This is a genomic window from Micromonospora sp. NPDC049081, from assembly GCF_040648835.1.
Lineage (GTDB): Bacteria > Actinomycetota > Actinomycetes > Mycobacteriales > Micromonosporaceae > Micromonospora > Micromonospora antibiotica.
Map to the genome: position 1 here is coordinate 146,992 of NZ_JBEZEK010000012.1, position 26,567 is coordinate 173,558.

The window sequence follows — 26,567 nt, forward strand, 5'->3', positions numbered from 1 at the left end:
TACGGGTGGCCGACGAGCGAACGCGACACTTCCGTCGACTGGGCCGGCTGCGGCGCTCCGCCCGCCGGTGGAGCGTCCTGGCCGGTGGGCTCACCGGCACGGCGGCGGTGCTGACCCCGTACGCCGGACTGGGGTTGCCCGACGCGGCCTGGGCCGGTGCCGCGGGTAGCGCCGTCGCGCTGGCCGCCTGGCGCTGGATCGACCTGCGGGCGTTCGCCGCCCGCCCGGTCCCACCCGCCCTCGACCCGGCCGAGGTCGCCGCCCGGTCCCGGGCCCGACTGGTCGCCGCCGTCGAACGCCTCCCGGTCGGCCCCGGTGTGCTGGCCGAGGCCCGCCGGTTCCGCTCCCGGTTCGCGTTGCGCGGCACCTCCGCCGCCGAGTCCTGGGCGCGGCTGGACCGGGCCGCGCTCGCCCTGGCCGGGATCGCGCCCCGGCTCACCGGCCTGGCCGAGCCGGCGGTGTTGGAGGCGGCAGCCGCCGACCGGTCGCTGCGGGACCTGGCCGACCGGACGGCCGGCGTGGAACGCGCCCTGCGGCTGGCCCCGCCCGAGGCCCGACCCCGGCTCGCCGAGGCCCACCGGGCCCTGCGGGACCAGTTGGTCGACGGGGTGACCGCCTACGAGGGGCTGGTCGCCGCCGCCGCCGGCTACGTCGCCGAGGACGCCCAACCGGAGGTCGTCGCCGACCCGGCCGCCGCCCGGCTGATGGAGGCGACCGACCTGCTGCACGGCGTCGCCGCCGCCCTGGCCGAACTACGCACCGTCGGCGAACCCCTGCGCACCCCCACCCGCTGAACCGACCACCCGCTGGGCCGGAGCGCCCGCTGGCCGACCACCCGCTGGCCGGGGCGTCCGGCCGGCCGACCACCCGCTGGGCCGGGGCGTCCGCTGGCCGACCACCGGCTGGGGCCGAGTGCCCGCCCGGGCGGGCAGCCGACCGCAGCGTCCGACCGACCGGCGACCGGCCGGGTCGCCCCGCCCACCCGGCCGGTCCCTCGGGTGGCCCGCCGGAGTCGGCGGTCGATCTCAGCGGGGGGTGTGGACGGACACCGGGCCGGTCCACGGGGAGTTGCCCACCACGGTGAACGAGCGGACCCGGTAGTGGTAGGTGACGCCCCGGGCCAGACCGGTGTTGGTGAAGCTCCGGCCGGTGACGGTGAAGCTGGCCACCTCCCGGGCGAACTGCGGATCCACCGCGCGCTGCACCACGAACCCCGCCCCCGGCCCCGTCGGCAGGCTCGCCGACCAGGTCAACGACACCGTCGCCGTGTCCGGCGCGGGGACGCCGACCGTCGCGGCGACCCTGGTCGGGGTCTCCGGCACCGCCGGGGTGGTCACCGCCGCCACCGTCGACCACGGTGACGCCGCACCGAGGTAGGTGGTCCGGACCCGGTAGTAGTAGGTGGTGTCCGGGGCGACCGCCGGATCGAGGTGGCGGTCGGTCACCGGCACGGCGGTGGTGCCCGGACCGCTGGTGAAGGTCGGGTTGGTGGCCCGCTGCACGTCGAGGCCGGTGGCGAAGGAACGGTTCACCCACCGCAGCGCCACCCGCAGGGGCGCGGCCGGCGGCACCGTCGCGGCCAGTCCGCTCGGGGCGGGCAGGCGTACCGACGCGGGGCTGCTGTTCGACCAGGCCGAGCAGCCGGCGGCGTTCTCGGTCCGGATCCGGTAGTGGTACGTGACCCCCGGGGTGATGGTGGCGTCGGTGTAGCGGGTCGCCGTACCCGCCACGGTGATGGTGGTCAGCCCGGTGCCGAAGGTGGCGTCGGTGGCCCGTTGCAGCAGGTGGCTGGTGGCTGCCGGCCGGCTGCCGTTGCCCGTCCAGGCCAGCGCGATCGCCGGGAGCGCAGTCGCCGAACCGGGCAACGGCGTCGCGGTCAACCCGGTCGGTGCACGGGGCGAGACCCGCAGCACCAGGGGTCGGCTCATGCCCAGGTCCCGCAACCCCGCTGCGGCGCTGGACCAGCGGAACTCCCACCCCAGGTCCACCGGATGGTTGACCACCGTCGCCGGACGACCGTCGAGCGGGCTGACACCGACGGCGTCGAGGCGTACCCCGGTCGGTCGGGTCGGGTCGAGCAGCCGCCGGCTGTCGGCGACCTTGAACGGCAGCGGCGGCACCTCGGGCCGGAGGGCCACCACCAGGTCCTCGGCCGGGTTGATCCGGACGATCTGTTTCCAGCCCAGCTCACCGCCGTCCGGGGCGCGGACCGTGCCGTCGCCGCCGATGCGGTGGACCACCTGCACGTCGCAGCCGTCGAAGCGGACCGGATGGGTCTGCCGGCCGGTGCCGCTGATCCGCCACAGCTGGATGCCGTCGGCGGGTTCGTCCGCGCCGGCCGTCGGGTCGGCCGCGACGAGGATCTCGGTGGCCGGTTCGGTCGGGCCGAGCGGCAGGGTCACCGGGCCGATCGGGCTGGCTTTCGGGTGGGGCACCCCGAGCCGGCCGGCGCGTCGGCCGTACTCCGACTCGAAGACCGTCCCGACGGTCTTCACCTGGACCGGCAGGGTGACCGCTGCGGCGGCGCCGGGTGGGGTGAAGGTGGCCGAGGTGGCGTGTGCGGGGGCGACGACCCCTGGGGTGGTGGTGGTGCCGAACGCCCGGTCGTACTCCCGTTGCGGCACGATCGGGGGGCGTTGGCTGGCCGCGTACGCGGCGGGCAGCCGGGCGGCGAGCCGGTCCAGGTCGTACCGGCGGGTCGGGGTGCCGGTCACCCGGAACTGGAGCACGGTACGGGTGTTCGGGCCGTACCCGGGCAGGGTGGTGGGGCCGCCGCCCTCGGCGCGGTGGTCCCCGGCGGCGGTGTGCCGGTCGTAGCGGGGGTCGGCGTCGGGTAGCGGGGCCGGGCAGTCGTTGTAGAGCAGCACCGTAGCCCCGGGCGGCAGGGTGGAGAAGTCGACGATCACGTCGGCCCGTTCGCCGGGGGCGAGCAGCAGCGCGGCCGAGTCCACGTTGAGCACCGTCGGGTCGCGGCGGTCGTAGCGGTAGCCGACCGGGCGGTTGGGCACCACCACCGGGGCGGGGAGCAGCCCGCATTCGTTGCCGATCTGGATCATCGGCGGGCCGGCGGCGGCCGGGTCGGGCACCCCGCCGTCGCGGCCGTCGGTGGGCCAGTCCGCCGGCCGGCCGGGGGTACGCACGGCGTCCACCATCGGCACCTCACCGGCGTCGGCGTCGGCGAGGCTCCCGTCGGCCCGCCACATCGGCCCGTCGGAACGGGCCCGGTAGAGCTGGAGGTTGAGGGCCCGGTCGGCGCAGCCGTTGACGATCCGGAACCGGTACGCCGTCGGCCGTACCCGCAGGTAGGGGTAGGCGACGCCGTTGACCAGCATGGTGTCCCCGTAGGCCGCGGGCACGGCGCTGGGGTGCGGCACCCCGGGGGCCTGCGGGGGTTCCTGCGGGGCGGCCACCGGATCGTGGTGCGGGTTGTCCACCGGGCCGACCCGGGGCGCGTCCCGGTCGTCGGCGCCGGGCAGCCACGGGCCGTAGTCCCAGCGCCCGGTGGGGTTGCGCCCGCAGTCCCGGTACGGGTCCTGCCGGGGCTGGTAGACGTGCGGGTGCCACAGGTTGCCCCGGGCACCCCAGCGGTCCCGGTCCCAGGTGGGGTCCTCGGCGGCGAGCTGGGCGTCGTCGGGGACGAAGGTGCGGTCCTGGATCACCAGGGGGAGCTGCTCGGCGGGGAGCACCCCGTCGGCGACCAGCCCGTCCTCGACCGGGTCGGTGAGCAGATAGAGGGCGAACTGGCCGGACAGGACGGTCAACCGGGACAACCCGAGGGTGTTGTCCTGCAGGCACATCAGCCGGCCGCTCTGCGCGTTCGGGTAGTAGAGCGTGGTGGCCCCCGCCCCGGGGGGCGGCATGTCCGGCACGTGGGTCAGGCCCGGCCCGGTCGGGTACGGGGTGATCTCCCCGGCCGGGGTCACCCACTGCCACGGGTTGCCGGCGCTGATCCAGCCGGTGTGCGCGCCGGACAACTGCAACACGGCCCGGTTCTGCGGGTAGGGCGCCGGCCCCTCCAGCGGCCCCGCCCCGGCGCCCGGGAGGCTGGTGTCCACCGGCAGGAACAGGTCCCCGGCCGGGCCGGTGGGGAGTTGGTTGATGAACTTGATCCGTACCGGGCGGTCCCGCCGCGCCATGACCAACGGCCCGAGGTGGTAGGGCCGCTCCGGCGGGGCGACGGTGTTGTGCCCGTCCGGGTCGGTGCCCAGGTTGAGTTGCCGGTAGCCGCGCAGCCGGGTGGTGGGCAGGTCCCGGTGCAACCGTTGGGTGTACTCGGACAGCCCGATCTCGTAGTAGTCGCAGCCCGGCCAGCTGACCGTGTCCGGGGTGGCGACGGGCAGGTGACCACCCAGCTCGGTGCGTCCGGCGGGGCCGGGCTGGGGGAGTGCGTCGACGAACTTGCGCAGCCCGGTGCCGGTGACCGCCCGGCCCTGCGGGTCGGGTACCGGCAGCGGGCTGCCGGCGAAGTTCGGCACCGGCCCGAAGCAGTGCGGCACGGCGGCCGGGTCGAGGCTCGCCGGGGTGGGACCGGCTGCGCCGGTGCGGGCCGCCGGCACGGTGGGCCGTTCGGTGTGGACGACCCGGGTCGTCCAGTGTGGTCGCAGTCTGCGGAACAGGGCCATGGCTCTCCCCGGGCACGGGGACCCGCCGCCCCACACCCCGGCGTGGTGGGCGGTCGCGTCCGATGGTCACGAACGGTGAGCACTCCACCGCAGCATGCGACGTCGGCGGCCGGATAGGAATTACCCATTCGTCCGTGTCTGCGGGTCGTCCCGCCAGGCGGGAGGTGACCCGGCGTCGGTCGCGCCCGCTCAGCCGGCCGCCGGGGTCGGGGCGGGTGGCGGCTGGCAGGTCGGGCACCAGTAGGTGACCCGTTCGCCCAGCTCCTCCTTGGCGATGGCGGTGCCGCAGCGGCGGCACGGCTGGGCCCGCCGGCCGTACACGTAGCTGGTCTGCCCCCGGCGCAGCGAGCCGGTGGTGCTCTGGGTCCACCGGCCCCGGTTGGCGGCGAGCAGCCGCTGGGCCAGGGTCACCGTGCCGGCCAGGTCGGGCACCGCGCCGACCGGCGTCCAGGGGGAGAGCCCGCGCAGGAACAGCAGCTCACACTTGTAGAGGTTGCCCACCCCGGCCAGGTTGCGCTGGTCCAGCAGCGCCTCCCCGATGGTCACCTCCGGCGCGGCGGCGAGCCGACGGGCCGCCTCGGCCGGGTCCCAGTCGTCGCCGAGCAGGTCGGGGCCGAGGTGCCCGAGCAGGCGCTCCTCGTCGGCGGTGGGCAGCAGGGCCAGCTCGTGCAGGTGGTAACCGACCGCCACCGCCTCCGGGCTGCGCAGCACCACCCGGATCAGGTGGGCCGGCCGGCCCGTCCACCGTTCCCCCGGGGCGTACGCCCGCCAGGCGCCGTCCATCCGCAGGTGGGAGTGGAGCGTCCAGGCGGTGGTCGGGGCTGCCTGCGGGGGTGCGGTCAGCCGGAGCAGCAGGTGTTTGCCCCGGCTGGCCGACTCGCGCACCGTCCAGCCGGACAGGTCGGTGGTGGCGAGCGTCGGCACCCGGAAGTCGCTGCCGGTGAGCCGGGTGTCGGCGAGCGCCCGGTGCAGGACGCGGGCGGTGTTCCAGACGGTGTCTCCTTCGGGCACCCCAGCATTCTCCCTCGTCCGAGCAGAATTCGCATGTATCGCTATTTGTAGCGCGCTTCCTGTCGATCTACGAAAAAATGCACTATTAGGGAGTTCTGAGGAGAATATTATGGCTTTCGGCCCTCGTGGTGCCTCATCGTCCCTGTTGGTCGGTCTGCTGACCGTGACCCTGGTCGGCGCGCTCGCCCCGGCCACCGCGTACGCCGCACCACACGCCCCCGGCCGCTCCACGCCCGACCGGTCGGGTCCCACAGTGCAGCGCTCCGCCCCCGAGCGGTCGGGCCTGGACCGGTCCGCCCCCGATCCGTCGCGGTCCGGGCGGCAGAGCGGCACGACGACCACCGGTGAACACTGGTCCGTCGACCTCACCGTCGTCGGCGGCGACGACGTGAACGTCCGGTTCGGTGCCGGCCGGCTGCGCCTGGCCGACCCCCGCCCGACCCGACACAACCGGCCCGCCGCCCTCGGTGCGCCGGTCGCCGAGGGAGTGCTGCTCGCCCCCGCGTACACCCTCGCCGGCCCGGCCAACCGGGTCCGCGCCGCGCTCACCGCCGAGGCCCCCACCGGCACCGCCGTCGGTGTCCAGGTGCGTGGCTGGCTGCCCACCGGCTGGACCGAGTGGCGGGAGGCCGGCACCGCCCCCGCCACCTTCGACCGGCCGGTCAGCCGGGTCCAGGCCCGGGTGCTGCTCACCACCCGCGACGCGAAGGCCGCCGCCACGGTACGCGCGGTCCAGCTCACCGCCGACACCGCCGCCGTCCAGAAACCCGCCCCCACCGCCGTACGCAGCTACCGGGTCTTCGCCACCCGGGAGGGCGAGGTCGGCGGGGTGACCGCCAACGGTCGCACCATCCAACCCCGGGACCACTTCGTCGCCCTGCCGTCCCGGCGCGGGCTCTCCCCGCTCGACACCGGCGACTACACCGTGCGGGTCTGCACCACCAGCGGCAGCCGCTGCGAGTACGCGCCGGTGTGGGACGTCGGCCCGTGGAACACCCGCGACGACTACTGGAACCCCGCCGCCGTCCGGGAGAACTGGAAGGACCTGCCGCAGGGCCGCCCCGAGGCGCAGGCCGCCTACCAGTACGGCTACAACGGCGGCAAGGACCAGTTCGGCCGTACCGTGCTCAACCCGGCCGGCATCGACCTCGCCGACGGCACCTTCTGGGACGGCCTGCTGCTCACCGACAACGCCTGGGTGGACGTCACCTACCTGTGGACCGGCTCCGGCCCGCGCGGCGTGATCGGCTCCGGGCCGCTGAACGTCCGCACCGGCCCCGGCACCTCGTACCCGACCCGGGGGCTGGCCGCCACGCACGCCAACGTGCCGATCCAGTGCTACGTCAAGGGGCAGACGGTCGCCGGGACGTACCGGACCACCAACCGGTGGAACCGGCTGGCCGGCGGCCAGTACGTCAGTCACGCCTACGTGTCCACCGTGTACGGCGGCACCGTGTCACCCTGCTGACCGGTGCACCGCTGACGGGACCCTCCCCGACCCGGCGGGTCAGGGGGCGGATCGGCTCAGGGCCGCTCGTCCGGGCGGGGCGGGCGGACCATGTCCTGGTAGCGGGGGTGACTCGCGCCGTACACCGCGAAGTTCAGCCGGGCGTGGGTGAGACTCAGCTCACCGTTCGCCCCGCCCCGCACCACGTCGGCATCGGCGTCACCCTGGCCGTCATCGGTCCAGAAACAGACCGGACAGGTGCCCCCACCCGTCCGGGACGCACAACAGGGACAGCCCACCGGAACCCACACTTCACCCACCGCAGCAGCATTCCACACCGGACGTCGGCCAGGGAGCGCAGCTCACCCCCTGATACGCCCCCGCACCGTGACCGTGGCCCCCGGGGCCACCCCGAGCAGGTCCACCGCCCGACCCCCGTTGCGGGCCACCGCCACCAGGCCGGCGGAGTCGACGAGCACGACCAGCGAACCGGGTGCCACATCCCCGAACGTCCGCCCCCGGACCGCCGGTCGACCGTCGACCTGCACCGCCGCGGGCAACGACGCCAGCAGGTCCGCCCCGGCGGCGAGCTGCACGTTGCCGAAGTGGTCCACGCTGAGCACCTCGGCGGTGAACCCGTCGGCCTCCCGGCGCAGCACCGGCGGGGGCAGGATCACCAGGGACGCCGGGTCGACCTGCGGCCCGGCGTCGGCCGGCGGGTCACCGAGAGCCAACCGGGCCGCCACCGGGGCGAAGACGTCCCGGCCGTGGAAGGTGTCCGACACCTCCGCCGCCAGCCACCCCGGCGCGGTCAACTGCACCGCCGAGGTGATCCCACCCAACGCCTGCGCCGCCGCCGGCAGCACCCCGTTGTCCGGCCCGACCAGCAACCCGCCCGGTGTGACCAGGGTCACCGCCCGCCGGGACGTCCCGACCCCCGGGTCCACCACCGCCACGTGCACCCCGTACGGCAGGTGCGGCACGGCCTGGGCGAGCACCGCGGCACCCCGCCGGACGTCCCCCGGCGGCACCAGGTGGGTCACGTCGATCACCCGGGCGGTCGGGGCGATCCGGCCGATCACCCCGTGGCAGACGGCCACGAACCCGTCGGTGAGCCCGTAGTCGGTGGTCAGCGAGATCCAGGGGGACGGGGCCATGCCCGGCAGGCTAGTGCGGCGGGCCGACTATCACTGACCGGACACCCCGATCGGCCGACCGGCCGGTGCCGTCCCCGCAGCGGGTTCGGCAGACTGCCGGGGTGACGAAACGCCTTCGTATCCTGTCCACGACCGCCACCGTCCTCGTCGCCCTGGCCCTGGCCGGCTGCGGCGACGACCCCGCCGACGAGCGGGACGGCGGGGCGTGGGCCGACGGCCGGTCGAAAGCCCCGGCCACCACCGAGGCCGCCCCGGCGGACGGGCCGCCGAAGGCCGCGAAGCCGGGCACCACCCCCCGGGAGAGCCCCTCCACCCCGCCGTTCGTGCTGCCGACGAAGAAGACCAGCGCCCCTGCCGCCCGCAAGGTGGTCGACGCGTTCACGGCCGCCGGCCTGAAGGCGCCCGACCCGCGCGACCGGTCCAAGGACTGCGGACCCAACGGTGCGGGGGTCGGCTGCGCCCAACTGCTCGTCACCGACGCCGTTTCCGTCTACGTCTTCCCCGACGAGGCGAGCGCCACCAACCAGACCGACGTGTGGGGGACCAAGGCGTACCGGTCGGGTGCGGTGGTGCTCAACTACCTGGGCACCCGGACCAGCGCCGCCGAGCAGAAGCGCTACAACGACGTACTGGCCAAACTCGGCTGACTGCCGCAGCCCGGGCCGGTCGACGCCGGTGGGGTCACCCCGACCGGTGTCGCCCGGCCCGGACGACTGCGGCGCGGGCGCGGGGTGACCTGCCCGGTCAGCCACGCAGGCGCAGGCCACGGGGGGTGGCCCGGAAACCGGCTGCGGCGAGCGCGTCGCGCAGCGGGGACGAGTGCACCGCCCCACCGTCGGCCCGCTCCACCGACATCGCCCCCAACGCCCCGGAGTGCACCGCGTCGGCGAGCGCCTTGCCGGCGGCGGCCAACGCGTCGGGCTCGGCGGTGAACGAGAGGATGGTCCGCCCACCCCGTTCGACATAGAGGGCCAGGTCACCGCCGACCAGCACCACCACCGACCCGGCCTTGCGGCCGGCCCGGTGCCCGGTGCCCGGTGCGGCGTCGTCGCCCGAGTCGACGGCCCGTTCCGGCCAGGGCAGTGCCGCGCCGTACGGGTTGGCCGGGTCGGTGGCGGCGAGCACCACGGTCGGCCCGTCGCCGCGCCCCCGGCCCCGGTCGGTCGGCTCGGCGAGCGCCCGCAGCCGGTCCACCGCACCGGGCACCGCGAACTGCGCCGCACCCAGCCCCTCGACGAAGTAGCCCCGTCGGGCCGCGCCGCGCTCCTCCAACGCGGCGAGCACCGGATAGACGGCGGCGAACCCGCCGACGACCTGCTCGGCCACCACCGCGCCCCGGGTCACCACCCCGTGCCGGTCGAGCAGCAGCTCGGCCAGGGCTGCGGCCCGTCGGGTCGGATCGGTGTCCCGCTCCGGCAGTCGCGACCAGCGCCCGGCCACCGTGGGCGGGCCACCCCGGCTGGGCAGCGCCACCCGACCCGGGCGACGGTAGCGGGTACGCGGGGCGGCCGGCCGGGACCGGTGCGCGCCGCCCGCGCCGAGCGCCGCCCGCAGCGGGGCGAGAGTGTCGTTGGTGAGCTGCCCCGCCCAGACCAGATCCCAGATCACCGCGGTCAGGGCGGTGTCGTCGTCGGAGCCCACCCGGTCGGACAGCGGGCGGAAGAACAGCGCCTGCCCGTCGGCGAGCGCGTCCAGCACGGCGGCGTGCAACGGGGTGCCGGCGAACGTGTCGTCCGGCGGGGGGAGCAGCAGCGGTGCGACGTCCGCGTACGCCAGGGTGATCCAGCCGTCGCCGCCGGAGATCGCCCCCGAGCCGGCCCAGACCACCTCACCCCCGGCGCACAGCTCGTCGAGCTGGGCGGGGGAGTAGTCGGCGACCCGGGCGGGCAGCACCAGCCGCTCCCACGCCGACGCCGGCACCGCCGTGCCCTGCAACTGCTCGATCGTGGCGGCCACCGCCTCCACCCCGCGCGCCGACGAGCCGATCTGCTGCCAGCGGGGCAGGAAGCCGGCCAGTACCCGGGGCGGCACCGGTTCGATCTCCCGGCGCAGCGCGGCGAGCGACCGGCGGCGCAGCAGCCGCAGCACCTCGGCGTCGCACCACTGGGTGCCCACGCTGTCCGGGGCGAACTCGCCGGAGACCACCCGCCCGGTCGCGGCGAGCCGACGCAACGTCTGCTCCACCACGAACACCCCGAGCCCGAAGCGGGCGGCGCAGGTCGCGGCGGCGAACGGCCCGTGGGTGCGGGCGTACCGGGCGACCAGGTCGCCGAGCGGGTCGGCCACCGGCGTCAGGTACGCCTCGGCCACCCCCACCGGCAGTGCCACCCCGAGCGCGTCGCGCAGCCGGGCCGCGTCCTCGATGCCCACCCAGCGGTCCTCGCCGGCGATCCGGACCCGCAGCGCCCGGCGGGCCGCCGCCAACTCCACCGGCCACTCCACCGGCACGCCCCGCTCGGCCAGCTCCGCCTCGGTCAGGTCGCCGAGGACCCGCAGCAGCTCGGCGACGTCCTCGGCGTCGCGGGGTCGGCGCTGGTCGGTGCGCCAGCGCAACTGCCGTTCGGTCTCGGCGAGCACCGCCGGGTCGAGCAGCTCGCGCAGGTCCACCCGGCCGAGCAGCTCCCCGAGCAGGGCCGAGTCCAGCGCCAACGCGGCGGCCCGCCGCTCGGCCAGCGGCGCGTCCCCCTCATAGAGGAACGCGCCGACATAGCCGAAGAGCAGCGACCGGGCGAACGGCGAGGGGCGTTCGCTCTCCACCTCGACCAGGCGGACCTTGCGGCTGGCCAGGTCGCGCATCAACCCGGCCAGGGCGGGCTGGTCGAAGACGTCCTGGAGGCACTCCCGGGCGGCCTCCAGGGTGACCGGGAAGTCGGCGTACTCGCGGGCCACGTCGAGCAGTTGCGCCGCGCGCTGGCGTTGCTGCCACAGCGGCTGCCGGCGGCGCGGGTCACGCCGGGGCAGCAGCAGCGACCGGGCGGCGCACTCGCGGAACCGGGCGGCGAACAGCGCGGAGGTGCCCACCGACTCCTCGACCAGTTGGGCGATCTCGTCGGGCTCGAACACCACCACGTCGGCGCCGGGCGGCTCGTCGGCGGTGTCCGGCAGCCGCACCACGATCCCGTCGTCGGAGGGCATCGCCTGGGCGTCCACGCCGTAGCGTTCGGCGAGCCGGCGGCCGATCGCCAGCGCCCACGGCCCGTTGACCCGGGCCCCGAGCACGCTGTGCACGGCGAGTCGCCAGTCACCCAGCTCGTCGCGGAACCGTTCGACCAGCACCGTGCGGTCGTCGGGCAGCGAGCGGGTGGCGGCCTGCTGCTCACGCAGGTAGGCCATCAGGTTGCCGGCCGCCCAGTCGTCGAGGCCACCGGCCCTCAGGGCGGTCAGGGCGGTGGCGTCGTCCTGGCGCAGCAACGCCCGGATCCGGCTGCCGATGGCCCGGCCCAGCTCGACCGGCCGGCCCAGCTGGTCGCCCTTCCAGAACGGCATCCGGGCCGCCTGGCCGGGTGCGGGGGAGACGAGCACCCGGTCGGGGGTGATCTCCTCGATCCGCCAGGACGAGGAGCCGAGCAGGAAGACGTCGCCGACCCGGGACTCGTAGACCATCTCCTCGTCCAGCTCACCGACCCGGGCGGCGCGCTGCGCCCCGGCCAGGAACACCCCGAACAGGCCCCGGTCGGGGATGGTGCCGCCACTGGTGACGGCGAGGCGCTGGGCCCCCGGCCGGCCGGTGAGCACGTCGGTGGCCCGGTCCCAGACCAGTCGGGGCCGCAGCTCCGCGAAGGCGGTCGACGGGTAGCGGCCGGAGAGCATGTCGAGCACCGCGTGCAGCGCCGAGTCGGGCAGCTCGGCGAAGGGTGCGGCCCGGCGGACCAGCACCGCCAGGTCGCCGAGCGACCAGGGTTCGAGGGCGACCATGGCCACGATCTGCTGGGCGAGCACGTCGAGCGGGTTGCGCGGGTAGTGCAGCTCCTCGATGGCGCCGGTCGCCATCCGCTCCGCGACCACCGTGCACGAGAGCAGGTCGCCCCGGTGTTTGGGGAAGACCACCCCCCGGGACACCGCCCCCACCTGGTGTCCGGCCCGGCCGACCCGTTGCAGGCCGGCCGCGACGCTCGGTGGGGCCTCGATCTGCACCACCAGGTCGACCGCGCCCATGTCGATGCCCAGTTCCAGGCTGGAGGTGGCCACCACGGCGGGCAGCCGGCCGGACTTGAGGGCCTCCTCGATCTGCTTGCGTTCCTCCCGGGAGACGCTGCCGTGGTGGGCCCGGGCGATCACCGCATCGGCCCCGGCCGCCGTGCCCGACTGGGCCATCACCTCGGCCGGCGGTCCGGCGGCGTCGGCCGGCTTCCGGGCGGCCCGGTCATCGGCGGCCGGCGCTCCGACGGTCTGTTCCTCGGCGGCCAGCTCGTTGAGTCGGGCGCAGAGCCGTTCGGCGCTGCGCCGGGAGTTGGTGAACACGATGGTCGAGCGGTGTGCCCGGATCAACGTGAGGACCCGTTCCTCCACGGCGGGCCAGATCGACGCCCGGCGTGGGCCGGGCCCACCCAGGTCGTCCTGGAGGGGTTGCTCGGTCTCGTCGAGCCGGGTCATGTCCTCCACCGGGACCTGGACGCTCACCTCGATCGTCTTGGGGGTGGCCGGCTGCACCACGTCCACCGGGTGGGCACCGCCGAGGAACCGGGCGCACCCGTCGATCGGCCGGACGGTGGCGGACAGGCCGATCCGCTGGGCGGGTCTTTCCAGCAACCCGTCGAGACGCTCCAGGGAGAGCGCCAGGTGGGCACCGCGTTTGGTGCCGGCGACGGCGTGCACCTCGTCGAGGATGACGGTCTCGACGCCGCGCAACGAATCCCGGGCCGCCGAGGTGAGCAGCAGGAACAGCGACTCGGGGGTGGTGATGAGGATGTCCGGCGGGGTGCGGGCGAAGGCCCGGCGTTCGTCGGCGGGGGTGTCGCCGGTGCGCATCCCGACGGTGATGTCCGGCGGGGTCACACCGAGCCGGGTGGCCGCCTGCCGGATGCCGGCGAGCGGGGCGCGCAGATTGCGCTCGACGTCGACGGCGAGCGCCTTGAGCGGGCTGACGTAGAGCACCCGGCAGCGTCGCCGGGCGTCGGCCGGCGGCGGTGCGTCGGCCAGCCGGTCGAGCGACCAGAGGAACGCCGCGAGCGTCTTACCCGAGCCGGTGGGTGCCACCACCAGGGCGTTGCGGCCGGCGGCCACCGAGGCCCAGGCACCGAGCTGGGCGGCGGTGGGGGCGGCGAAGGCGGCGCTGAACCACTCCCGGGTGGCCGGGGCGAAGCCGGCCGGCACTTCCCGGCCGTCGCCCGCGCCGGCCGGGTCCGCCGTGCCCTCCGGGTTCGCCGTGCTCTCCGGGTCCGCCCTGCCCTCCGGGTCCGCCCTGCCCTCCCTGCCCCGCCTCGTCACGTCCCCATCCTGCCTCGGCGGTGTGACATCCCGCCGGAGCGGATGCTGGTCTGTCCGACGCCGCGAGAGAATAGCGAATTAGCCGATTAGTACGTTAAGTCTTACTTAACTGCTTGCTTGCGACCCACAACATAAAGTAACTTCACTCGGACTGCCGCAACGGGTGAGAGGAATCGGATGTTCGTCGAGGAGCGTGGCCCGACGCCCGGCACCGACGTGCTCATCCGCAAGGTCGAAGGGCATCTCACCGCCCTGCGGACCAGCCTGCGCGGCCCCGAGCTGGAGCTGGCCGAGCGCCTTGCCGACAGCCTGCGGGAGCTGGTCGTCTCCACCGCCCAGGCCAGCGCGGCCGACCGGGGTCAGGTGCGCGTCGCCGTGCACTACTTCGTGCTCCGCCGGGAGAGCCGCGGCAAGCTGCTCCCGGTGCGTTCGCTCGCCGTCGCCCAGCGGGTGGTCGACAAGGTCGCCCTCCAGCTCGGTCGCCCCGACCTGCTGGTCGAGCCACGGCGGGCGCTGACGCCCGCGCTCCCCGGCGGCGAGACTCCGCCCGGCTGACGGGCGATTTCCCGAAAAGCCCCCACCGGGGGCTGAACTGGCGTGTGATCGGTGCGGAACGGGACAATTCGCCCGGTATGCGCCGCCAGTTCGACGGGAGGACGCGTGCTCGTACTGCTGCTCCTGCACCTGGTGGCGGCGCTCCTCGCGCCACTGCTGGTCCGGTGGTGGGGTCCGCGCGCCTGCTATCCGCTCGCGCTGGTGCCCGCCGCCGCGTTCGGCTGGGCGCTGACCCGCACCCCGACGGTCCGCGACGGGGACGCGGTCGTCGAGACGTACCAGTGGATCGGGCAGCTGGACCTCGACGTGGCGTTGCGGATGACGACGCTGTCCTGGCTGATGACCCTGCTGGTCGGCGCGATCGGCGCGCTGGTGCTGGTCTACTGCGGCCGGTACTTCGCGCCCGGCGCGGTGGGCCTGCCCCGGTTCGTCGCGGTGCTGGTCGCCTTCGCCGGCGCGATGCTCGGCCTGGTCCTCGCCGACGACCTGCTGCTGCTCTACGTCTTCTGGGAACTCACCACCGTCTTCTCCTACCTGCTCATCGGGCACAGCACCGAGCGACGCTCCAGCCGCTGGGCGGCGGCCCAGGCGCTGACCGTCACCACGCTGGGCGGGTTGGCCATGCTGCTCGGCTTCCTGATCCTCGGCGGGCACGCCGGCACCTACCGCTGGTCGGAGATCGCCGCCGCACCGCTGCCCGGCGGTGCGACGCTGGTCGCCGCCGTGCTGCTGATCCTGACCGGCGCGCTGGCCAAATCGGCGATCGTGCCGTTCAACGGCTGGCTGCCGGTGGCGATGGCCGCGCCCACCCCGGTCAGCGCATACCTGCACGCGGCGGCGATGGTCAAAGCCGGCGTCTACCTGATCGGCCTGCTCGCCCCCGTGCTCGCCGACACCGGCCCGTGGCGGCCGGTGCTGCTCACCCTCGGCCTGGTCACCATGCTCGCCGGCGGCTGGGCGGCGCTGCGCCAGTGCGACCTGAAACTGCTGCTGGCCTACGGCACGGTCAGCCAGCTCGGCCTGCTGACCGTGACGATCGGCACGGGCAGCGCGGACGCCGCGCTGGCCGGGGTGGCGATGCTGCTCGCCCACGCCCTGTTCAAGGCCGCCCTGTTCCTCGTCGTCGGCATCATCGACCACGATGTCGGCACCCGCGACCTGCGGGAACTCTCCGGCCTCGGCCGTCGGGCCCCGGGGCTGGCGGTGGTCGCCACGCTCGCCGCCGCCTCGATGGCGGGCGTGCCGCCGCTGCTCGGATTCGTCGCCAAGGAGGCGGTCTTCACCGCGCTGGCCACCAGCCCGGTGGTGCTCGCCGGGCTGGTCCTGGGCACCGTGCTCACCGTCGCCTACAGCATCCGCTTCCTCTGGGGTGCCTTCGCCACCCGCCCCGGCACCGCCGAGGCCGCACCGGAACCGATCCCGCTGCCGATGCTCGTCCCACCCGCCCTGCTCGCGGTCGCCGGGCTGGTCGCCGGCCCGACCGCCGCCGGGCTCGACGGCCTGCTCGGCCCGTACGCGGAACTCTTCGGCCCGCCGCACGACACGCTCGCCCTCTGGCACGGCCTGACCCCCGCCCTCGGCCTGTCCGCGCTGGCGCTGGCCGGCGGGGCCGTGCTGCACGCGGTACGCGGCCCGCTCGCCCCGGCGCTGGCCCGCTGGAAGCTGCCGTTCACCGGCAACCAGGGGTACGAATGGGCCACCCACCACTTCGACCGGCTGGCCATCGAGGTCACCGGCGCCACCCAGCGCGGCTCACTGCCGCTGTATCTCGGCACCGTCCTGCTGGCCCTGGTGCTGGTGCCCGGCACCGCTCTGGTCAGCACGAGCCCGTGGCAGACCCGGATCGCGTTCTGGGACAGCCCGCTGCAACTGGTGGTCGGGCTGGTGATCGGGGTCGCGGCGGTCTTCGCGGTGAACGCCCGCCGACGGTTGACCGCGATGCTGCTGGTCGGGGTGACCGGCTACGGCACCGCGATGCTGTTCGTGCTGCACGGGGCACCCGACCTGGCGCTGACCCAGTTCCTGGTGGAGACCTCCACCATCGCCGTCTTCGTGCTGGTGCTGCGGCGGCTGCCGGAGCGGTTCTCCGCCCGGCCGCTGCGCCGCAGCCGGTGGGCCCGCCGGGTGCTCGGCGTCGCGGTGGGCGTGGTGCTGGCCGGGCTGGCGCTGGTCGCCTCCGGGGCCCGCACCGCGGTGCCCGTCTCCACCGCGTTCCCGGCGCTCTCCGTCGCCGAGGGGTACGGGCGCAACGTGGTCAACGTGACCCTGGTGGACATCCGGGCCTGGGACACCATGGGTGAGATCTCGGTGCTGGTGGTGACCGCCACCGGGGTGGCCAGCCTGATCTTCGAGCGGTCCCGCACCGGACCGCGCCCCCGCCGGGTCGAACCCGCCTCGCCCCGACACGACGACCGGCCGGTCTGGTTACGTGGCGGGGCGACCCTGCACGCGCGACGCCGGTCCATCGTCTTCGAGGTGGTGACCCGGCTGCTGTTCCACACGATCGTGCTCTTCTCGCTGTTCCTGCTCTTCTCCGGCCACAACGCGCCCGGCGGCGGCTTCGCCGGTGGCCTGGTGGCGAGCCTGGCGCTGGCCGTGCGCTACCTGGCCGGCGGCCGGTACGAACTGGCCGAGGCCGCCCCGATCGGGGCGGGCACGGTGCTCGGGGCCGGCCTGGCGATCTCCGTCGGTGGTGGCGTGCTGTCCCTGCTGACCACCGGGACCGTGCTGGAGAGCGTCAAGGTGGACCTGCCGCTGCCCGGCCTCGGTGGGCCGTACCTGGTCACCTCGCTCTTCTTCGACATCGGCGTCTATCTGATCGTGGTGGGGCTGATGCTGGACATCCTGCGCAGCCTCGGAGCGGAGATCGACCGGCACGTCGAGGCGGCCGGCAAGTCCGACCGGGGGCTCGTCGTCGACCACGAGGGGGACCGACGGTGAGGGGCGGCGGGGCGGGACCCACGCTGGTGCTGGTGATCGCCGTGGGTCTGCTCACCGCCACCGGGGTGACGCTGCTGCTGGAGCGCAGCCTGACCCGGATTCTGCTCGGGGTGATCCTGTTCGGCAACGGGGTGAACCTGCTCATCCTGGTCGGTGGCCGTTCCGGGGTGGCTCCGGTGGTCGGCGCCGGCCCGGAGGACGAGATGAGCGACCCGCTGCCGCAGGCGATGGTGCTCACCGCCATCGTGATCACCTTCGGGCTGACCGCCTTCCTCGCCGCCGTGGCGTACCGCAGCTGGTATCTCGGCGGCAACGACGAGGTGCAGGACGACGTGGAGGACCAGCAGATCGTCGCGCTCGCCGCCCGCAACGAGGTGGCCAACGCCGACCTCGGGGGCGAGGGACCCGGCGACGACCCGGAACAGGTCGACCCCGAGCCGCCCCAGCGGGGGCCACGCCGACCCGGGGGTACGCGATGACCGCGCTCCTCCCGCTGCCGGTGGTGGTGCCGCTGCTCGGTGCCGCCCTCACCCTGATCCTGGTCAACCGGCCCCGGTTGCAGCGCACCGTCAGCGTGGTCGCGCTCGGCACCAACCTGGTCGTGGCGGTGCTGCTGCTGGTGCGGGCCCACCGGGACGGGCCGGTGGTGACCGAGGTGGGGGGCTGGCCCGCCCCGGTCGGGATCGTGTTGGTCGCCGACCAGCTCGCCGCGCTGATGCTGGTGGTCTCCTCGGCGGTCACGCTCTGCGTGCTGCTCTACTCCATCGGCCAGGGCCGTGCCGAGACCAGCGAGTCGGCGCCGGTGAGCATCTACCACCCGACGTACCTGGTGCTGACCGCCGGGATCACCAACGCGTTCCTCGCCGGTGACCTGTTCAACCTCTTCGTCGGGTTCGAGATCCTGCTCGCGGCGAGCTTCGTGCTGATCACCCTGGGCGGCACCGAGGCCCGGATCCGCACCGGCTCGACGTACGTGGTGGTCAGCATCCTCTCCTCGATGATCTTCCTGGCGGCGGTGGGCCTGGTGTACGCGGCCACCGGCACCCTCAACCTGGCGCAGCTCGCCGGTCGACTCGACGCGCTGCCCGACGGCGTACGGCTGGCGTTGCAGTTGATGCTGCTGCTCGCGTTCGGCATCAAGGCGGCGATGTTCCCGCTCTCCGCGTGGTTGCCGGACAGCTACCCGACCGCCCCGGCACCGGTCACCGCCGTCTTCGCCGGCCTGCTCACCAAGGTCGGCGTCTATGCGATCATCCGGACCGAGACGCTGCTCTTCCCCGGCGGCCAGGTGGCCAACCTGCTGATGGTGGGGGCCGGGCTGACCATGGTGGTCGGCGTGCTCGGCGCGGTGGCCCAGTCGGACATGAAGCGGCTCTTCTCGTTCACGCTGGTCAGCCACATCGGCTACATGATCTTCGGGGTGGCGCTGAGCACCACCGCCGCGCTCTCCGGCGCGATCTTCTACGTGGTGCACCACATCACCATCCAGACCACCCTGTTCCTGGTCGCCGGCCTGGTCGAGGAGCGGGCCGGCAGCACCGACCTGCGCCGGCTCGGCGGCCTGGCCCGGGTCACCCCGCTGCTGGCGGTGCTCTTCTTCGTCCCCGCGATGAACCTGGCCGGCATCCCACCGTTCTCCGGTTTCCTCGGCAAGGTCGGTCTGCTCCAGGCCGGGGTGGCCCAGGGCGGCCCACTGCCCTGGGTGCTGGTCGTCGCCGGCACGGTGACCAGCCTGCTCACCCTCTACGCCACCTCCCGGGTGTGGAACATCGCGTTCTGGCGGGCCCCGCAACTGGCCACCGCCGAGCCGGTCGTCCGGCTCCCCGGGCTGATGGTCGGAGCCACCACCGCCCTGGTGGTGCTGGGGCTGGCCCTGACCGTCGCCGCCGGCCCGCTGTTCCAGGTCACCGCCGACGCCGCCGTCGACCTGCGGCTGCGCACCCCGTACGTGCGGGCCGTCCTGCCCGGCGGTCCACCGTGAGCGGCGCGTCGTCACGACCCACCGGACGGCGTCGGGACCAGCTCATCGCCCTCGGTTGGCTGGTGGTGGTCTGGAACCTGCTCTGGGGCCACTTCTCCCCGGCGAACGTCCTCACCGGTCTGCTGGTCGGCGGATCGGTGCTGCTGTTCTTCCCGCTCCCGCCGGTCTCCTTCGGCGGCCGGTTGCGACCCCGGGCGCTGCTGGTGCTGGCCGGCACCTTCGTCGTGGAACTGGTCAGCGCCAGCATCCACGTCGCCGCCATCGCCGTGCGTCCCCGCTTCCGCCCGCGCGGCGCGATCATCGGGGTGCCGCTGCGGGTACGCACCGACCTGAACCTGGCGCTCACCGCCGAACTGCTCTCGCTGGTGCCGGGCACCCTGATCGTCGAGGTGGACCGGGAGGCCGGCGTCCTCTACGTGCACGTGCTCGACGTGCGCTCACCGGCCGACATCAGCGGCAGCCGGGAGCGGATCCTCGCCGTCGAGGAACGCATCGTCCGCGCCGTCGGCTCCGAGGCGGAGTTGCGGCAGCTCCTCACCGAACCCACGGAGGCACCGTGACCGTCGTCCTCGCCGTCGTCCTGACCGTGCTGCTGTCGACCACCGCGCTGCTGGCGTTGGCCCGGATCTACCGGGGGCCGTCGCTGCTGGACCGGGTCATCGCCGCGGACCTGCTGCTCGCCGCGATGCTCAGCGCGGTCGGCGCGGAGGCGGCGGTGAACCGGCACGCCACCACGTTGCCGGTGCTGGTGGTGCTCTCCCTGCTCGGTTTCGTCGGCTCGGTCGCCCTGGTCCGCTTCGCCGCCCGGGAGGAGTCGTGAGCGTGGGTACGGTGGTCGACTGGTTGGCCGCCGTCGCCCTGGTGTCCGGGGCACTGCTCAGCCTCGCCGCCGGGATCGGTGTGCTGCGCTTCCCGGACGTGCTGGACCGGATGCACGCCGCCACCAAACCCCAGGTGCTCGGGGTGCTGCTGTTGCTGGTCGGGCTGGCGCTGCGGCTGCGTACCGCCGCCGACCTGGGCATGATCATGCTGGTCGGGGTCTTCCAGCTGGCGACCGCCCCGGTCGCCGCCCAGATGATCGGCCGGGCCGCCTACCGGTCGGGTCGGGTCGACCGCAGCCTGCTCGACGTCGACGAACTGGCCGGACACCAGCCCGACCCGGCTGGACCCCGGCCGCAGCGTGCCGACTCCCGTTCCGGGGACGGTGGTTCCCGGTCCGGGGACGGTGGCTCCCAGGCCGAAGGCGGTGACCCCCGGCCCGGGGACGGTGGACAGCGGGAGTGACGCGGCGGACAACGGGGAGGAGCAGGCACTTTGTGCCCACCCTCAGCGGGCTTGCAGCGAGCGCCGATAGAATTGCCGGATGATCGACTCTTCTGCCCAGGAGGGCAGCAGTAGCCAGCCGGGTCGTGCCCGGCAATCCCCCGCCCCGACGTCCACGGGAGCCCTGAGCGACCCGTGTTGATCGTCGTCGGCCTCGCACTCATCATCGTTCTCACCGCCGCCACCGGCTACTTCGTGGCCCAGGAGTTCGGCTACGTCGCCGTGGACCGGGGCAAACTCAAGCAACTCGCCGACGACGGCGACGCCAAGGCCGCCCGCGCCCTGGAGGTCACCGGGCGGCTGTCGTTCATGCTCTCCGGGGCACAGCTCGGCATCACCGTGACCGCCCTGCTGGTCGGTTACGCCGCCGAGCCCTACCTCGGTGCCGGGCTGGCCGAACTGCTCGGCGGCGTCGGCGTCTCCACCGGGGTCAGCCTGCCGCTGTCGGTGGCGTTGGCGCTGGTCATCGCCACCGTCGTGCAGATGGTCCTGGGCGAGCTGGCCCCGAAGAACCTGGCCATCGCCCGGCCCGAGACGCTGGCGCGGGCGCTGAGCCGGTCCACCCTGATCTATCTGAAGATCGCCGGGCCGCTGATCACGCTCTTCGACCGGGCCGCCGTCCGGTTGCTGCGCCGCCTCGGCATCGAGCCGATCGAGGAGCTGCCCAGCGGCGCCACCCCGGCCGACCTGGAGCAGATCATCGCCGAGTCCCGGGAGGAGGGGCACCTCGACGCCGAGATGTCCGACCTGCTCGACCGGGGCCTCGACTTCCGGGAGCTGACCGCCGGGGAAGCCATGGTCCCCCGGGTCGACGTGCACACCATCCGGGCACACGAGCCGGTCAGCCGGGTGGTCGAACTGCTCGACACCGGTCACTCCCGTTTCCCGGTACGCGGTGCCGAGGGCGTCGACGACCTGGTGGGCGTGGTCGGCATCGCCGACGTGCTCGGGGTGCCGCCGGCCGAGCGCGCCACCACCCCGGTCAGCGCGGTGGCCGTACCGCCGCTGCTGGTGCCGGAGACGTTGCCGCTGCCCACGGTGCTGGACCGGCTGCGGTCCGGGCACCGGCAGCTCGCCTGCGTGGTCGACGAGTACGGCGGTTTCGCCGGCGTGATCACCCTGGAGGACATCGCCGAGGAACTGGTCGGGCCGATCCGCGACGAGGACGACCCGCCCGAGCGGGCCCCGGCCCGGCAGGAGGACGGTTCCTGGGTGGTGCCGGCCCGCTGGCGCATCGACGAGGTCGCCGACAGCACCGGCATCTCGCTGCCCGAGGCCCCCGAGTACGACACCCTCTCCGGGCTGGTCATGCGGGAGCTGGGCCGGGTGCCCGAGGTCGGTGACCGGCTGGAGGTCGTCCTGCCGGCCGACGGCGACGAGCCCACGGAACGCCCGAAAGCCCTGATCGAGGTGCTCGCGGTGGACCGGCACGTGGCCGACTCGGTGCGGCTCACGATGGCCGCCGACCCGGGTACGGGCACGCAGCCCCGGACCGCCCGCAGCGGAAGCGACCGACGCCGTGGTGCGAACGTCCGCGCCACCGGCGGCGGTGGCGACCGTGCCGGGGGCACGAATGCCCGCGCCACCGGCAACGGCCCGGACGTGCACGTCGCCCGGGGTCGGGAGGAGCGCTCATGAGCCCCGTTGTCGCACTGCTGGTCTCGGTGCTGCTGCTCGCCCTCAACGGCTTCTTCGTGGCCGCCGAGTTCGCCCTGGTGGCGGCCAAACGCTACCGGCTGGAACAGACCGCCGCCGGTGGCGGCCGGGCGGCCCGCGCCGCCCTGGACGGGGTACGTGAGCTGTCCCTGATGCTGGCCGGCGCGCAGCTCGGCATCACGCTGTGCACGCTGGGCCTGGGCGCGTTGGCCGAGCCGGCGATCGAGCACCTGCTCAGCCCGTTGCTGAACGCCGTCGGGCTACCGGCGGCAGCCAGCCACATCATCGCGTTGATCTTCGCGCTGGGGCTGGTGACGTTCCTGCACCTGGTGGTCGGCGAGATGGCCCCGAAGTCGTGGGCGATCACCGACGCGGAGCGCTCGGCGACCCTGCTGGCGCTGCCGTTCCGGGCCTTCGCCCGGGTCGCCCGGCCGGTGCTGTCCCTGCTCAACGCCCTGGCCAACGCGATGCTGCGACTGGTCGGGGTGCAGCAGCAGGACCAGCTCGCCCAGGTCCACGGCCCGGACGAGCTGCGCATCCTGCTGGAGCAGTCCCGCGAGCACGGGCTGCTCGGTGCCGAGCAGCACCAGATGCTGACCAGCATGCTGGAATTGCAGGGCACCACCGTCGCCCAGGTGATGGAACCCTTCGACCAGATCGTCACGGTCCACCGGGACGACACCGCCGAGCGGATCGAACAGGTCAGCCGGGACAGCGGCCGGTCCCGGCTCGCCGTCCTCGACGGCGGCGGCGAGGTGTGCGGGCTGGTGCACGTCCGGGAGGCGGTCCGGGCGGTCACCACCGGCCGGGCGGCCACCGCCGCCGAGCTGATGAGCCGCTCGTTCACCCTGCCGGCCACCTCCTCGGTCACCGAGGCGGTCGCTGCGATGCGCGCCGACCAGGCCCAGTTGGCGCTGGTCCGCAACGGCGGCGGGCCGACCCGGCCGATCGGTTTCGTGGCCTTGGAGGACCTGCTCGAAGAGGTCATCGGCGAGTTCGACGACGAGACCGACCCGATCCCCCGGGGCCGCCGCCTGCGCTGACCCTCGTCCCGGCAGGGCCGACGCGGTTGAGGCTCCGGCGAGCAGTGGTGGTGCACCGGCTGCCCCCGAGGTAGCGGCATCGAGGGGCGGTGGACCCGCTATCTCGGCCCAACGGAGTCGATCGACGACCCCGCCCCGCCCCGGGGCGGGGTCGTTCCGTCGGGGTGGTCGAGGAGTGCCCGGCCGATCAGGGGGAAACCGCCACCCGCCGGGTCGGTCAGGGGCCGGCTCCTGCCTGGTCGGTCGAGGGACACCTCGCCTGCCGGGTCGGGGGCGGCGGGCGGAGGACGGGGGAGTGGCGGGGATGCGGTTGACCGGGGTGTCCCACGAGTCCGGTGCGACCGGGTTGGCGGTGAGCACCACCCTGACCAACCCGAGCACCCGCCCGGGGCTGCGGCTGCCGGGACAGGTGATGCTCAGCGCCGGGGCGCAGGACGTGCCGGTGCGGCACGTACGGCTCGGGTTGGTGGCGACTGCCGAACCGGACGACCCCCGCTCACCCCGCCACCTCGTGCAGTACCACCAGGTGACGGTGGGGGGTCGGTTCGTCGTACCGGCCGGGCGGCGGCGGGCCATCGACTTCGCCGTACCCCTGCCGTGGGAGACGCCGGTGACGATCTTCGGCGGGGTGCCGTTGATGAGCCTACGCACCGGGCTGCGTACCGAGGTGTCGGTGGACCCGGAGCTGGAGCAGGGCGCGATGGTGCCGATCTTCGTCCACCCGTTGCCCACCCAGCAGCACGTGCTGGCGGCCCTGGACACGCTCGGCTTCGTCCTGCGGCAGGCGGGCCTGGTGTCGAGCCGACTGCCGGGGGTCGAGCAGAGCCTGCCGGTGCACGAACGCCTCGGCTACTGGGTCGCCCCGCTGTACGCCGGGCCGATCACCGAACTGGAGCTGATCTTCGTGACCAATTCCGCAGGCCTGGAGGTGCTGCTCTGGATGGACCGGCGGCTCTCGCTGACCGGAATCAGCCATCAGAGCATCAGCCGGTTCCGGACCTGGCACACCGGTGCCGATCAACGCGACTGGATCTCCGTCGTGGACGGCTGGTTGCGGGCGGCGATCAACCGGCACGCGGCAGCGGCCTCGAACGCGCACTGGTCGGCCCGGATCACCGAGTCGGCGCACGTCAGCCGCCCGCCGGACGCCCCGGTGCGACCGGGTTACGGACTGGGCGGCACCGGCGGCGGTGGCGGTATCGGCGGTGGCGGGGGCGGCGGCGACGGCACCTGAATCCGCCCTCGCCCCCGTCCCCCGGCGGTGGTGGTGGTGGCACCTGAATCCGCCCTCGCCACCGTCCCCCGGTGGTGGTGGCACCTGAATCCGCCCGCACCCACCGCATCGCCCCCCGGTGGTGGTGGCTGGATCCGTCGGGGGTCGCCGCCCGGTCGTGCGTCCGGGGGAGGGTCAGACCGAGGCGGTGGCGAGCTTGATACCGAAGCCCAGGAAGAGCATCGCGACACCGGTCGTTGCCCCGGCGGCCAGCCGGCGGCGCTGCCGGAACTGGGCGGCCAGGAAGGTGCCCGCGAAGATCAGCGCGGTCAGGTAGAGCACGCTGGTGACCTGGGCGATCAGCCCGAGCAGCAGGAACGACAGTGCCGGCCAGGCATAGCCGGGGTCGACGAACTGGATGAAGAACGAGATGAAGAAGAGGATGGCCTTGGGATTGAGCAGGCTGATCACCAGTGCCTTGCGGAACGGGCTGCGCAGCGCCGCCGGCTCGGCCGCGTCGATCAGCCGGGGCACCGCCGGGTCGTGGCGAGCGCGCCACCGCTGCCAGGCCGCGCGCAGCATGGTCAGCCCCACGTACCCGAGGTAGGCCGCGCCGGCGTACTTGATCACGAGGAAGAGCGGCGGGTACGCCTTGAGCAGCGACGCCACCCCGGCGGCCGACAGGAACATCAGCACCGCGTCGCCGAGGAACACCCCACCCGCCGCCCGGTAGCCGACGGCCACGCCCCGCTTGGCGGCGGTGGAGAGCACGAAGAGGGAGTTGGGCCCCGGCAGCAGGACGATCGCCACGGTGCCCAACACGTAAGTCCAGATGTCGGTGATGCCCAGCACGCCCGTCATCCTCGACCCACCGGGGTGGTGCCGCGAAGTCTTTCCCGCAGCATGGCCTGTGCGTTCGGCCACTCATCGACGGTCATCGCGTACTGGACGGTGTCCCGCCAGGAGCCGTCCGGACGCTGCCGGTGCATGCGCAGCACGCCCTCCCGGGTCGCGCCGAGCCGGGCGATCGCCGCCTGCGACCTGGTGTTGCGGATGTCGGTGTGCCAGACCACGCGCACCGCCCCCAGCGTGTCGAACGCCCGCCCGAGCAGCAGGAGCTTGGCCTCGGTGTTGATGCCGCTGCGCCACCAGGGGCGGCCGAGCCAGGTGTAACCGATCGCGACGCTGCGCCGCTGCGGGTCGATCTCGTAGAAGGAGGTGGTGCCCACGACCGCTCCCGTCCGGGCGCAGCGCTGCACCCAGGGCACCCGCTCGCCGTCCTGTCGGGCGGCCAACGCGGCGGCGACGACCGCCCGCATCGCGGCCGGGTCGGCGGGCAGCGGGTGGCCCAGGTGGGCCCAGACCTCCGGCTCGGCGGTGGCGGCGAACAACTCGTCAGCGTGCGCGGGGGTCAACGGCTCCAGCAGCACGTGCGCGCCGTGCAGCGGCACCGGCTCCCACCATGGTGCAGCGCCGGAATCCGGCCCCGGCAGGCTGACGACAGGTGCCGGTGACCCGGTGGAGCCCGGCCCCGGCGAGCCGGTGGCGGGCAGGTAGCCCGGGACCGGCGCGACCACCCCGGCGTCCGGCTCGGGCGGGCCGGCGGTCAGCCGGAGCGGCACCACCCCGGCCCAGTGCGGCAGGTCGAGATCGGCCGGTTCGTCGCGGACCCCGCCGGTGCGGGCCCGCACCGACACCTCGCGCAGCGGCAGCGCCAGGACCGCCGTCTCGGCCAACTCCCGACGGGTCGGTGGACGGCTGTCGGCGGCCCGCCCCGCCCCGACCTTTTCCACCAGGGCGGTCATCGCGGCACGCTTGTCGTCTTCGCTGGTGACCAGGTGGGCGGTGCCGTGTGTGACGACCGACCGGTAGTTGGCGCTGTGGTGGAACTGCGAGCGGGCGTAGATCAGCCCGTCGAGCAGGGTCACCGTGACGCAGACGGGCAGCCCGGCCTCGCCCCGGGCGGCGAGCAGCGGCCGGCTGCCGGTGGACCCGTGCAGATAGAGGGTGTCACCGACCCGGACGTGCAGGGTGGGCAGCAGACGCGGCTCACCGTCGACCACGAACCCCAGCACGCAGTGGTAGGCCTCGTCGAGCACGGCGTGGGCGGCGGCCCGGTCGTAGCTCATCCTGTCCCGGGTGCGGCTGGCGGTGGTGCGTGCGGTCGGCGGATACATGTGACATCCAGACTT

General features: G+C 74.3%; 19 protein-coding genes and 1 pseudogene. 13 read left to right on the forward strand and 7 right to left on the reverse strand.

Annotated elements, in window-relative coordinates; all coding sequences use genetic code 11:
• The first annotated feature begins 5 nt into the window (after positions 1-5).
• On the forward strand, positions 6-794 hold the full coding sequence (locus AB0B63_RS19195; RefSeq protein WP_357020346.1) for a hypothetical protein: 789 nt from the start codon (positions 6-8) through the stop codon (positions 792-794).
• A gap of 231 nt (positions 795-1,025) precedes the next feature.
• Here AB0B63_RS19195 and AB0B63_RS19200 read toward each other — a convergent pair whose 3' ends face one another.
• Both AB0B63_RS19200 and AB0B63_RS19205 read right to left on the reverse strand, forming a co-directional pair.
• The gene (locus tag AB0B63_RS19200; protein WP_357020349.1) at positions 1,026-4,622 is read right to left on the reverse strand and encodes a hypothetical protein; all 3,597 of its coding nucleotides are present in this window, start codon (positions 4,620-4,622) and stop codon (positions 1,026-1,028) included.
• Positions 4,623-4,811: 189 nt separating this feature from the next.
• Positions 4,812-5,633, reverse strand: a complete 822-nt coding sequence (locus AB0B63_RS19205) for a zinc finger domain-containing protein (protein ID WP_357020353.1) — start codon at positions 5,631-5,633, stop codon at positions 4,812-4,814.
• Positions 5,634-5,742: 109 nt separating this feature from the next.
• Between AB0B63_RS19205 and AB0B63_RS19210 the strand changes: the two genes are divergently transcribed.
• Positions 5,743-7,101, forward strand: coding sequence for a hypothetical protein (locus tag AB0B63_RS19210; protein ID WP_357020356.1), 1,359 nt, complete (start codon positions 5,743-5,745; stop codon positions 7,099-7,101).
• Positions 7,102-7,157: 56 nt separating this feature from the next.
• Here AB0B63_RS19210 and AB0B63_RS19215 read toward each other — a convergent pair whose 3' ends face one another.
• On the reverse strand, positions 7,158-7,418 hold the full coding sequence (locus AB0B63_RS19215; protein ID WP_307799628.1) for a CPCC family cysteine-rich protein: 261 nt from the start codon (positions 7,416-7,418) through the stop codon (positions 7,158-7,160).
• Positions 7,419-7,442: 24 nt separating this feature from the next.
• On the reverse strand, positions 7,443-8,237 hold the full coding sequence (locus AB0B63_RS19220) for an SAM-dependent chlorinase/fluorinase (RefSeq protein ID WP_208569344.1): 795 nt from the start codon (positions 8,235-8,237) through the stop codon (positions 7,443-7,445).
• Between the two features lie 101 nt (positions 8,238-8,338).
• On the opposite strand from AB0B63_RS19220, the gene AB0B63_RS19225 reads away from it, so the two are divergent.
• Positions 8,339-8,884 carry a hypothetical protein gene (locus AB0B63_RS19225; protein WP_357020361.1) on the forward strand — a complete coding sequence of 182 codons (546 nt, stop codon included), beginning with the start codon at positions 8,339-8,341 and terminating at the stop codon, positions 8,882-8,884.
• A 97-nt stretch (positions 8,885-8,981) separates the two neighbouring features.
• Here AB0B63_RS19225 and AB0B63_RS19230 read toward each other — a convergent pair whose 3' ends face one another.
• Entirely contained in the window at positions 8,982-13,550 is a 4,569-nt protein-coding gene (locus AB0B63_RS19230) for an ATP-dependent helicase (protein WP_357020451.1), read from the reverse strand.
• A 291-nt stretch (positions 13,551-13,841) separates the two neighbouring features.
• Here AB0B63_RS19230 and AB0B63_RS19235 point away from each other — a divergent pair, with 291 nt between their 5' ends.
• The 10 genes and pseudogenes from AB0B63_RS19235 to AB0B63_RS19280 all read left to right on the forward strand — a co-directional run bounded on the left by AB0B63_RS19235 (position 13,842) and on the right by AB0B63_RS19280 (position 24,396).
• Entirely contained in the window at positions 13,842-14,219 is a 378-nt protein-coding gene (locus AB0B63_RS19235; RefSeq protein WP_208569346.1) for a hypothetical protein, read from the forward strand.
• A gap of 105 nt (positions 14,220-14,324) precedes the next feature.
• Positions 14,325-17,159 carry a Na+/H+ antiporter subunit A gene (locus tag AB0B63_RS19240; protein ID WP_357020364.1) on the forward strand — a complete coding sequence of 945 codons (2,835 nt, stop codon included), beginning with the start codon at positions 14,325-14,327 and terminating at the stop codon, positions 17,157-17,159.
• 29 nt (positions 17,160-17,188) lie between these two features.
• On the forward strand, positions 17,189-17,638 hold the full coding sequence (locus tag AB0B63_RS19245) for a Na(+)/H(+) antiporter subunit C (protein WP_244253076.1): 450 nt from the start codon (positions 17,189-17,191) through the stop codon (positions 17,636-17,638).
• Positions 17,635-19,140: a Na+/H+ antiporter subunit D gene (locus tag AB0B63_RS19250; protein WP_208569349.1), complete on the forward strand. Its 1,506-nt coding sequence runs from the start codon at positions 17,635-17,637 to the stop codon at positions 19,138-19,140. The genes AB0B63_RS19245 and AB0B63_RS19250 overlap by 4 nt, the downstream gene beginning before the upstream one ends.
• A complete protein-coding gene (locus AB0B63_RS19255) occupies positions 19,137-19,700 on the forward strand; it encodes a Na+/H+ antiporter subunit E (protein ID WP_208569350.1) in 564 nt (187 codons plus the stop codon). Before AB0B63_RS19250 ends, AB0B63_RS19255 begins: the two co-directional genes overlap by 4 nt.
• Positions 19,697-19,960: a monovalent cation/H+ antiporter complex subunit F gene (locus AB0B63_RS19260; protein ID WP_208569351.1), complete on the forward strand. Its 264-nt coding sequence runs from the start codon at positions 19,697-19,699 to the stop codon at positions 19,958-19,960. The genes AB0B63_RS19255 and AB0B63_RS19260 overlap by 4 nt, the downstream gene beginning before the upstream one ends.
• A complete protein-coding gene (gene mnhG / locus AB0B63_RS19265; RefSeq protein ID WP_357020369.1) occupies positions 19,957-20,424 on the forward strand; it encodes a monovalent cation/H(+) antiporter subunit G in 468 nt (155 codons plus the stop codon). Before AB0B63_RS19260 ends, mnhG begins: the two co-directional genes overlap by 4 nt.
• A gap of 174 nt (positions 20,425-20,598) precedes the next feature.
• A pseudogene (locus AB0B63_RS19270) lies at positions 20,599-21,921 on the forward strand (hemolysin family protein); the annotation flags it as partial.
• 176 nt (positions 21,922-22,097) lie between these two features.
• Positions 22,098-23,162: a hemolysin family protein gene (locus AB0B63_RS19275; protein WP_208569352.1), complete on the forward strand. Its 1,065-nt coding sequence runs from the start codon at positions 22,098-22,100 to the stop codon at positions 23,160-23,162.
• A gap of 304 nt (positions 23,163-23,466) precedes the next feature.
• Positions 23,467-24,396, forward strand: a complete 930-nt coding sequence (locus tag AB0B63_RS19280) for a sporulation protein (RefSeq protein ID WP_208569379.1) — start codon at positions 23,467-23,469, stop codon at positions 24,394-24,396.
• Positions 24,397-24,570: 174 nt separating this feature from the next.
• Here the strand turns inward: AB0B63_RS19280 and leuE are convergent, their stop codons facing one another.
• Both leuE and AB0B63_RS19290 read right to left on the reverse strand, forming a co-directional pair.
• Positions 24,571-25,236 carry a leucine efflux protein LeuE gene (gene leuE, locus AB0B63_RS19285; RefSeq protein ID WP_357020373.1) on the reverse strand — a complete coding sequence of 222 codons (666 nt, stop codon included), beginning with the start codon at positions 25,234-25,236 and terminating at the stop codon, positions 24,571-24,573.
• A complete protein-coding gene (locus AB0B63_RS19290; protein ID WP_357020376.1) occupies positions 25,233-26,552 on the reverse strand; it encodes a GNAT family N-acetyltransferase in 1,320 nt (439 codons plus the stop codon). The genes leuE and AB0B63_RS19290 overlap by 4 nt, the downstream gene beginning before the upstream one ends.
• Between the last annotated feature and the right edge of the window lie 15 nt (positions 26,553-26,567).